Source organism: Wolbachia endosymbiont of Cardiocondyla obscurior, assembly GCF_902713635.1.
In the GTDB taxonomy this organism is placed as follows: Bacteria; Pseudomonadota; Alphaproteobacteria; order Rickettsiales; family Anaplasmataceae; genus Wolbachia; species Wolbachia pipientis.
The window spans coordinates 1-9,493 of record NZ_CACTIU010000053.1 but is presented as its reverse complement, the minus strand read 5'-3'; the positions used below and the strand labels follow the sequence as shown (position 1 = coordinate 9,493).

The 9,493-nt window shown below is 35.9% G+C and carries 8 protein-coding genes and 2 tRNA genes; 3 read left to right on the top strand and 7 right to left on the bottom strand.

Annotated features, from left to right (window positions below; all coding sequences use genetic code 11):
* The 4 genes from WOCAOBSORBRA_RS04535 to carA all read right to left on the bottom strand — a co-directional run.
* A partial coding sequence (locus WOCAOBSORBRA_RS04535; protein ID WP_246165628.1) for a GTP-binding protein occupies positions 1–218 on the bottom strand: 218 nt, incomplete at its 3' end.
* Between the two features lie 78 nt (positions 219–296).
* Positions 297–367: transfer RNA gene (locus WOCAOBSORBRA_RS04530), tRNA-Gly, on the bottom strand.
* Between the two features lie 4 nt (positions 368–371).
* A tRNA-Tyr gene (locus WOCAOBSORBRA_RS04525) sits at positions 372–454 on the bottom strand.
* A gap of 114 nt (positions 455–568) precedes the next feature.
* Positions 569–1,768 carry a glutamine-hydrolyzing carbamoyl-phosphate synthase small subunit gene (gene carA, locus WOCAOBSORBRA_RS04520; protein ID WP_010962760.1) on the bottom strand — a complete coding sequence of 400 codons (1,200 nt, stop codon included), beginning with the start codon at positions 1,766–1,768 and terminating at the stop codon, positions 569–571.
* A 205-nt stretch (positions 1,769–1,973) separates the two neighbouring features.
* Here carA and WOCAOBSORBRA_RS04515 point away from each other — a divergent pair, with 205 nt between their 5' ends.
* Entirely contained in the window at positions 1,974–2,468 is a 495-nt protein-coding gene (locus WOCAOBSORBRA_RS04515) for a hypothetical protein (RefSeq protein ID WP_010962761.1), read from the top strand.
* A 251-nt stretch (positions 2,469–2,719) separates the two neighbouring features.
* On the opposite strand, the gene WOCAOBSORBRA_RS04510 is transcribed toward WOCAOBSORBRA_RS04515, so the two are convergent.
* Both WOCAOBSORBRA_RS04510 and glpX read right to left on the bottom strand, forming a co-directional pair.
* Complete coding sequence (locus WOCAOBSORBRA_RS04510) at positions 2,720–4,063, bottom strand: hypothetical protein (protein WP_174516022.1); 1,344 nt, start codon at positions 4,061–4,063, stop codon at positions 2,720–2,722.
* Between the two features lie 81 nt (positions 4,064–4,144).
* Positions 4,145–5,071: a class II fructose-bisphosphatase gene (gene glpX / locus WOCAOBSORBRA_RS04505; protein ID WP_174516024.1), complete on the bottom strand. Its 927-nt coding sequence runs from the start codon at positions 5,069–5,071 to the stop codon at positions 4,145–4,147.
* A gap of 128 nt (positions 5,072–5,199) precedes the next feature.
* Here glpX and WOCAOBSORBRA_RS04500 point away from each other — a divergent pair, with 128 nt between their 5' ends.
* A complete protein-coding gene (locus tag WOCAOBSORBRA_RS04500) occupies positions 5,200–6,228 on the top strand; it encodes an ankyrin repeat domain-containing protein (protein WP_174516021.1) in 1,029 nt (342 codons plus the stop codon).
* 85 nt (positions 6,229–6,313) lie between these two features.
* On the opposite strand, the gene ppdK is transcribed toward WOCAOBSORBRA_RS04500, so the two are convergent.
* Positions 6,314–9,040: a pyruvate, phosphate dikinase gene (gene ppdK, locus WOCAOBSORBRA_RS04495; protein WP_174516023.1), complete on the bottom strand. Its 2,727-nt coding sequence runs from the start codon at positions 9,038–9,040 to the stop codon at positions 6,314–6,316.
* 210 nt (positions 9,041–9,250) lie between these two features.
* Between ppdK and WOCAOBSORBRA_RS04490 the strand changes: the two genes are divergently transcribed.
* The coding region (locus tag WOCAOBSORBRA_RS04490; protein ID WP_174516020.1) for a PD-(D/E)XK nuclease family transposase at positions 9,251–9,493 on the top strand (243 nt) is incomplete at its 3' end.

The window sequence follows — 9,493 nt, the reverse complement described above, 5'->3', positions numbered from 1 at the left end:
GCATAATGCCTTTTTTCCGTCTGATACTCAACATGCGCTGTTGCTATCGTTATCCCCCTCTTCCTTTCTTCTGGCGCTTTATCTATCTGATCGTACGCTACAAAATTTCCATAATGCTTCGTTATCGCCGCTGTTAACGTCGTCTTCCCATGATCCACATGTCCTATTGTTCCCACATTTACATGCGGCTTTCCAAATGCTTCCACTATTGCTGTCATAATTTAAACTTTTCTACCTAAAATACAAATACATCAATAAATAATATGTTGATTTTATAAAAATACAACAAAAAAAAGAGCGGATAGTGGGAATCGAACCCACGTCACTAGCTTGGAAGGCTAGAGCTCTACCATTGAGCTATACCCGCACAATGGAGGAGGTAGGATTCGAACCTACGTACGCTCACGCGGACAGATTTACAGTCTGTTACCTTTAACCACTCGGTCACTCCTCCGCAAAAATTTGTTAAGAGAATACTATTTTAGCATCTTAACTTAAGCTCTTATTGTATTTAATACTAAACGCCTAAAATTAAAAAATCAAGCAATAAAACCTACCCTGATTAAAATCATGCAGATTTCATTTTATATAACACAATATTGCCAATAAAACGCCTAAACAAATAATGCGAATCATGCGTACCTGGCGCTTCTTCTGGATGATATTGCACAGAAAAGACTAGGTAATCCTTCATCATTATTCCCTCTACACTATTATCAAATAGAGAAATGTGAGTAATTTCAACATTACTTGGAAGAGAAGCTGAATCAACAACAAAACCATGATTTTGGCTAGTGATCTCAACTTTTCCACTAATTACATCATAAACTGGATGGTTACTCCCTCGGTGACCTATATCCATCTTGATGGTCTTTGCCCCCAAAGTAATCGCAAGTAATTGATGGCCCATGCATATGCCAAAAATTGGTATTTTAGATTTTATAATAATGTCTATTTCTGAAACTACACTTTCTCCTATTTCTTGCGGATCACCAGGACCATTTGAAAGCACTATACCATCTGGATTCATACTCAACACTTTTTGAGCAAAACCTGTGCTTGGTCTGATTAATTCAACTGTACAACCAAGTTCTATTAAGCGTGAAACTATACTGATTTTTACGCCAAAATCAACGATTACAATCCTATATTTTGCATTAAGGTCAATAGCTCTATCTGATGTCATTCCAGTGCGTGACACTGGAATCCATATATTTTTTGCTGGATCCGAGTAGTCAGCTACTTGGATGACAAAGTGCTCCGCTAGTCTATTATTTTCAAAACTGTTATTTAAACTAACCTTATTAGTTATTTCTATCCCATTTACAGGTTTGTATTCCTTCAATTTGTCTAATGCATGCGCCTTACTCGATGAGCATATCATTCCATTTTGAGATCCATGTTCTCTCAAATGTCTTGTTAAAGCTCTAGTATCAACTCCTGATATCCCAATCACGTTATTTTTCTCTAACCAATCATTTAAACTGATATATGAAGAAGGGTGGGACATAGAAGAAAGTTCACGCATAACCACACCACTTGCAAAAATTTTCTTTCCTTCATTATCTTTATGGTTTATTCCAATGTTACCAATATGAGGAAAAGTGAACGTTATAATTTGATCGGCAAAAGAAGGATCAGTTATAGTATGCTGATAACCGGTCATACCAGTGGTAAAACAAACCTCGCCTATGCACTTGCCTTTTTTACCTACTGATTTTCCCCAAAAGCACTTGCCATCTTGTAAAATTAAAACTGCGTCCTGCACTTCATTATCTATTTAACTGATTCAAAACAGTATACAAGAATTTCAAATAATACGTAACTCTTTCTAAAATTCCAAATTTAACCACGAAGCAGCAAAAAATAACATGAAAAACTTTTAATACAATCTTTCATATAAAATATATAGTTGACTACCTTCATATTTCGTATTAGATATAGGTAAATCATAAGTAAAGTGGAGGGTAATAATGAACACTGGTACAAATCAATCAAAAAAAATAAATGAGAAGTGGTTAGCTGGAGGAATTGGCGCGCTATTATTTGTAATGATGCTACCGTCGATTCTTCTTTTAGCAAAAATAGCTATAGGGCTAATTATGGTTTCAGTTGCAGCAATAGCGATAAAAGTTGCCTTAAAAACAATATCGAATGCTTTAGAGGATAAACAGGCAGATCAAAGCCAAGCGACGCAACAAACAACACAAAGTAAAATTATAAACCTGGCTATTGGATTAACATCTATATTCGTAGGAGGATTATCACTATTCATTATAGCACAAACTGGCTTAATTGCAGCATGTGCAGCTATAACTGCTTTAGCTCTACACGAATATGTTAAAAATCAAGAAATAGGAAAAGAGATAAATGATAAATTCGATAAGGTAGCTGACGATACAATCAATTTTATTGTTAGCAGTGTTGAAAAACTTATTCCAACAAAGCCGCCAGGCATAACAGCCTAAACTGTCTCCGTTCAGGAGAGTGGTTAATAGATAGAAGGTTTTGAAAAGGGTTCAGCCTCCTTTGTTTCCAAATTAAGTATAATGAAATTATTCTTTCTGCTTTTAAACTTTCATTCTCTTTATTCCAACCTTTCTATTTTTGCTTCTAACTTTTCTATTTTTTGCTATAAATTTTCGCACAGTTTTAAAGAATCAACCATATTACCTCACTTTTTCTCTATGATTATCTTTATTATCTTGCTTTGTCTACCTTATTTTGCGCTCCCCTGAACGGATACAATCCCTTCTTCTACAGTTGTTCCCCCATCAAGAGAAGAGCCAGGTACGATAATACTCTCGTGCGATTGCGTACCCTTCTTTTCCTCACATGGTGTTTGCTTAATGAAATGTGCTGCTAAAACTTCATGTAAAGCTTTACCTTTTATAAGCACAGCCTCGTTTTGCTTAGCTAACTCTAAAATTTTCTTTGGTTCAACATCTTTACCGTCAATAGTTGATTTTTTAATACTAACTTGACCTAAATTTATATTTAGAACAACAGTACAGTTAAGGTCTTTTCCAGATTCATCTTTTGCACCCCAACTAATTTCGATGTCACATATTGCAAATTTTGTAAAGGAGTAGTTCCTCTGTTGTTTCTCATTCTTCTCAATTGTTACTATTCTTTCACCATTGCTGTATATTTTTGCTCTTTTTACCTCGCTTTTCTCTTCTTCCATTCTTTTAGTTTTTTCAGTGAAAAGACGACTGGTTTCTAAACTTTGTTCAGGTTTAGTAATGTTGATATTAAGATGGTCATAATGATTAAGAAGACGGTTTGCATATGGACATGGCACATAATACCCATCAAAGAAAGCAATTGCACTACCAGTTTTTAGAAATTCTTGTCCATCGCTCATTCCTTCACCAATTCGAATAAGATATCTACCCAACCTCTTTTTAAAATTTTCTTTTAACTCCTCCTGATCTTTAGAAGTAAGCTTCTTATCCAATATACCCATTATTTCTTTTCGCTTACTCAATACCACATAATTGAAAAGGAAAATATCATCCTCTCGATAATAATTTGCTATCTTGTCAAATGGATCTGCCGGCCAACCGTTATTATAATTTACGAAATCAGAAGAATCTTCACACTTATTATCCTTAAAATCAAAATTCAATCTTTCAAAATCTGATAATACTTTTTCTGCCCTATCTTCAAAAGACCGAAGTCCATCTTGAAGTTCTTTTCCATAACTCATTCCTTTGTCAATTTGAAGAACATATTGACCATATTTCTTTCTAAACTCCTCCTGTTCTTCGAGGAGAGGAAGATTCCTATCTAATATATCGATTATTTCTTTCCGCTTATTCAATATTACATAGTTAAAAAGGGCACTCTCCCCCTTCTTTTCATAATCGTCTGCTATTTTGTCAAAACACTTATTATCCTTAAACTCCAATTCCTCAAAATCTGAGAGCACACTTTGTACCTGAGTCTCATCGAATTGAAGATTTGCTTGAGGAGATAGAAGAGTCAACTTTTCTTCACTTTCCTTGGCACTCGAATTTTTGTACAAACCATTAAATAGATTTATAATACTAGAAAACATTTCACACCTCTATTGTTATAAGTAAACTTGATTATATCTTAATGCTAAATGTTGTAAAGCTAAAATTAGAAACTAAAAAAGCTAACATAAGTTCTGCATTGTTTGCAGCTTTATCAGCCTATTAGGCAGAATTATTAAAGAATTAGTTGAATAGGTATTATGATTCAATTTAACTCCATCCACAAGTTCTCCGCTTGTTACTCCAGTTGCAATGAACACTGATTCACCTCTTGCCATATCTTTTACGGCGTAGACTTTTTCTGGGTCATCAATATTTAAATTTTTTGCTCTTTCTCTTAACTGATCCGTATCAAGTACTAATCTTCCCTCCATCTGTCCGTCGATAGAGCTTAGCGCTACAGCCGCAAGCACTCCCTCTGGTGCTCCTCCTATACCGATATACATATCATGATTGCCATTTACTAGTGAAACTATGGCCGCAACATCACCATCATCTATTAGTTTAATTTTTGCTCCTAATTTCCTGATTTTCTCTATTAATTCACTATGCCTTTCACGTTTAAGTACAGTTACCACGAGATCATTCACTTTGCACTTTTTTGCCTTGGCTAAATTGTCTAGATTCTTTTCAATGCTATTTTTTAGTGAGACTACACCCTCTGGAAGATTTTTTCCTACCGCTATTTTTTCCATATAAACATCAGGTGCATGTAAAAAATTACCTTTTTTCGTTGCAGCAAGAACAGACATTGCCCCTGGTTTGTAATGAGCACAAATCGTAGTGCCCTCAAGTGGGTCAACGGCAATGTCGATTTCAGGACCATTTCCAGTGCCAACCTTCTCGCCAATATATAGCATCGGCGCTTCATCTCTCTCACCTTCACCAATTACGATAGTACCATTTATTTCCATTGAATTTAATACTGTACGCATTGCATCAACTGCAACCTGATCAGCCTTTTTTTCATCGCCGAAGCCTGCTAGTTTATATGCAGCAAGTGCTGCAGCTTCGGTCACTTTAACTAATTTATAGGCTAAATCTTCCATCATTTGCTTTAAGAACTATATTCAATATGTATCATGATATATCATGCTGCTTGAAACTGCAATATGCCTTGACTGGTTTTGGGAAAGTTGCTATAATAAATTAGATAGTAATAGTGGTAAAATTTGACATGACTTATGAAAAGATAAAGGAAATTGTAACTAACAATCCTAATATAACTGCTGAGGAGTTTAGTGAGAAGCTCAAAGAAAATAGGATAAACATAAAAAAAACAAATAAATATCATTATACTTTACTTGGGCATATTGTTAATTCAAAGGGACCTAATATTACAGACAACACCAATGATCGTGCTATATTTCTACACATTATTAAATTACTCACAGAGTTGAAAACTGAAGGCAATACTGGTCAATTCAAACATGTAAAAGCTGGATTGAGCGAAGCTATAACGACTAAGCAAGCTGATGTTGTAAGAATACTCCTGGATAGTGGTAAGTTTAATGAAGAAGAAAAATTTAACGCTTTGCTCTGTGCTGTTACTCAAAAGTATGTCCAGGGAGTTAAATTATTGTTAGGTCATGTAAATGATGAAAACATGCAAAAGGCTTTAAAGGTGGCCATGGATAAAGAACAAACTACACAAGTTGAAGAAATTACTCAGATACTATTAAATTTTATTACACCAGAAACATCCAATGTAGAAGAAAATATAGTACCAGCACCTCCTATAGTAACAGAAGCAAATGCTAACCAACCTGTGTCAAGTAGTGTTAATGATCAGCCAGGTCATAGTAACGAAAATGAAACGCCTGTATTAACAATAGAAACAAATACCGGCAAAACTACTATATCAGATTGTGATAATAATAAAAATGTCTTCACAAATTCTCAATTTTCTATGCCAAATGAACAAGAAACTAAATATAAAGAGAGCAAAAAGGATTTTTACACCTCATTGACAAAAGATGTTGTTGGAGTTGTTATTACAGGATTATTCATTACTGCTGCTGTGATGGTTCCATTTGTAGCTGGTGCAGTAGTTTGCAGTGTCATAGCTGCTTTGATTGCAATATATACCGGGTTGCATGTAAAAAATTCTACATTACCAAGTTATAGGGAGATGAGAGAGAATGAAGTTGAACGTGTAACAGGATGTCATCCCAGTGCCCAGACACTGGGATCCAGAAGGTCATAATAAAAACTAGATTCCAGCGTCACGCGCTGGAATGACACCCTCTGGTGGGCTCAAACCATATGAGTAGCCAACACTGCCACTATACTTACCTAGCAAATTTAGATCTAACACTAAACTGTGCTGCCACTAACTTTGCAATCGGTACTCTATAGGGTGAGCATGAAACATAATCTACCCCTGATTCGATGAGAAACTCTATAGATTTTGGATCTGCTCCATGCTCTCCACATATACCCAGTTTTATTTCTTTTCGGGTTTTTTTGCCTCTTTCAATGGCTATCTTGATTAACTCCCCTATCCCTTCGATGTCCAGCACTTCAAATGGATCATTGTCAAATATGTTGCTTTCCTTATAAGAATCGAGGAAATTAACTGAATCATCTCTTGAAAGTCCCATGGTTGTTTGCGTTAAATCATTAGTGCCAAAACTAAAAAACTCTGCATGTTTTGCTAACTTATCAGCAATCAGTGCTGCTCTTGGTAGTTCTATCATCGTTCCAATTGAGTACGCCTTGTCTGATGTCATTCCAGCGCGTGACGCTGGAATCTGCATCTGTGAGATGACAGAGGATTCTTTCTTTGCTAGCTCGCATATCAGAACAAACTCTTTCTCACTCATGATAAAAGGAATCATGATTTCAGGTTCCACTTCTATCTTCTTTTCTTTCTTTAATTCACTTGCAGCACTAAGTATTGCCCTAATCTGCATGCTATATATTTCAGGATGAGAAATAGCAAGTCTACAACCTCGATGGCCAAGCATTGGGTTCTTTTCTGATAACTGTGCTATTTTATTTTTTACTGACTCAACTGACTTACTAAGTGATTTGGCAATTTTTTCTATAGTAGACTGATCATTGGGTAAAAATTCATGCAAAGGTGGATCAAGCAACCGTATAGTGACTTCCTTGCCCTCCATAATAGAAAATATTTCTTTGAAATCAGACTTTTGCATTTCTTCTAGTTTAATGAGCGCATTTGCCCTTTCATTTTCATCGTCAGCTATTATCAATTTTTGAATGAATTCGATTCTATCACTAGCGAAAAACATATGTTCTGTGCGACATAAGCCTATACCTTCTGCACCGAATTCTTTTGCAATTTTTGCATCTTTTGGAGTATCAGCGTTCGCTCTCACTTTGATCGTTTTGATTTCATCTATCCAGTTGATTATCGTTTTGAATTCTTGCGATAATTCAGGCGAAATTGTAGGAAGAATGCCAAGCATAACCTCCCCTGTTCCTCCGTTGATGGTAATTGGTTCACCTTTATTTACTTTTGTATCCCCTACAGAAAAGAAAATTCCATCTTTATCGATATAAAGTCCACTTACACTGCAAATGCATGGCTTACCCATTCCACGGGTTACAACAGCAGCATGCGAGGTCATCCCTCCCCGTGCTGTTACTATGCCGCTTGCAGCATTCATTCCATTAATATCTTCAGGACTCGTTTCTGACCTTACTAAAATCACTTTTTTACCCTGCTCTGCAGCTTTTTCAGCATCACTTGCACTAAACACTACATATCCAGAAGCAACACCTGGAGAAGCAGGTAGCCCCTTCCCTATTACTTTTTGGTCACTCTCAACGTCAAGAACTGGATGCAATAAATTGTCAAAGGTTTTTGGATCAATTCTCAATATTCCTTCTTCTCTTGTAATCGTTCCTTCGTTTACCATATCAACTATTATGCGAATAGCAGCTTCAGCCGTGCGCTTGCCAGACCTAGTCTGCAAAATCCATAATTTACCGTCCTGTACAGTAAATTCGATATCCTGCATGTCTTTATAATGCCTTTCAAGTTTTTCACATACCACACATAATTCTCGGTAGACACTTGGCAGCAACTTCTCCATGGTGTTTTTTTGCTCTCCGTCAATTGGCATAGGAGTATAAACACCAGAAACCACATCCTCACCCTGAGCATTAATCAGAAATTCACCAAAGTATTTTTTTTCTCCAGTTGAAGGATTTCGTGTAAATATCACACCAGTTGCAGAATTATCATTTAAATTACCAAAAACCATTGCTTGCACGTTGACCGCTGTTCCAAGGTTTTCAGGAATATTATGTATTTTTCTATAGGAAACAGCCCTATCATTTTTCCAAGAAGCAAATACTGCATTCACTGAGCTGAGCAATTGCTTTTCAACGTTCTGCGGAAAATGTTTTCCTATTTTTTCATGTACTATCCTTTTGAAATTGTTAACAATTTCTTTTAAAACATCAACATCAAGATCAGCTAAGCTTTTTGCTCCACTCTTTTGCTGCTTATTATCAACAACATCTTGAAATAGGTGATGATCAAGCTGTAGTACAACATTGGAGTACATCATGATGAAACGGCAGTAGCTATCGTAAGCAAAACGTTCGCCACTTTTTTTTGCAAGCCCAACAACGGTTTCATCATTTAGACCAACATTTAAAATAGTATCAAGCATGCCCGGCATTGAACTAACACTACCAGAGCGTATTGAAACTAATAAGGGATTATTTAAATCCCCAAATTTACAACCGATGTCATTTTCGAGCATCGTCATGTAGTTTTTAATTCCACTACATATGTCATTCCAGTGCGTGACCACATTTTTTTCTGGATCCGAGTAGTCAGCTACTTGGATAACAGAAGATCTATTGTCTTGATAATAGACTTTGCAAGCAGAGGTGGAAATTGTGAAACCAGGTGGAACAGGAATGCCAACATTGCACATTTCTGCTAAATTTGCCCCCTTTCCTCCCAGCAGATTTTTCATTTCTGCATTGCCTTCGCATTTACCCTGGCTAAAGTAATGTATTAACTTTTCCCCCATCATTTTCTCCGGATTTTCACTGATAAACACATTGTACATATAGCTCCAATAAACCTGTGAGAACTTGAAACCTTAGGATAATAAATTTTACAAAATTTGGCAACAACGTTCCTTCTGGCAACATCAGTAAAGTTAACAAAAAAGATGACAAATTATTGAATTATTATCAATAAGAATATATAATATAAAGATACATTTAAAAATTTTTTTATGGCTCTTTCTAAATTTCTCGACCCCAAGAATGATGTTGCGTTCCGGCGTATTTTTGGTACTGAAAAAAATAAAGACATCCTCATTCACTTTCTCAATGATATTTTGGGGTTCACTGGCAAAGATGAAATAAAAGAAATAGAATTCCTCAGCACTATTCAAGATGCTGAAATTGCCTCTAAAAAACAAAGTATCGTTGATGTTCTTTGCAGGGATGAAAATGGGGTGCAAGTAATAGTCGAA

Bases quoted from the DNA above. Each gene is read 5' to 3' on its own strand.
- WOCAOBSORBRA_RS04515 (WP_010962761.1), top strand. From the start codon at position 1,974: ATGAACACTGGTACAAATCAATCAAAAAAAATAAATGAGAAGTGGTTA.
- WOCAOBSORBRA_RS04510 (WP_174516022.1), bottom strand. From the start codon at position 4,063: ATGTTTTCTAGTATTATAAATCTATTTAATGGTTTGTACAAAAATTCG.
- glpX (WP_174516024.1), bottom strand. From the start codon at position 5,071: ATGGAAGATTTAGCCTATAAATTAGTTAAAGTGACCGAAGCTGCAGCA.
- WOCAOBSORBRA_RS04500 (WP_174516021.1), top strand. From the start codon at position 5,200: ATGACTTATGAAAAGATAAAGGAAATTGTAACTAACAATCCTAATATA.
- ppdK (WP_174516023.1), bottom strand. From the start codon at position 9,040: ATGGGGGAAAAGTTAATACATTACTTTAGCCAGGGTAAATGCGAAGGC.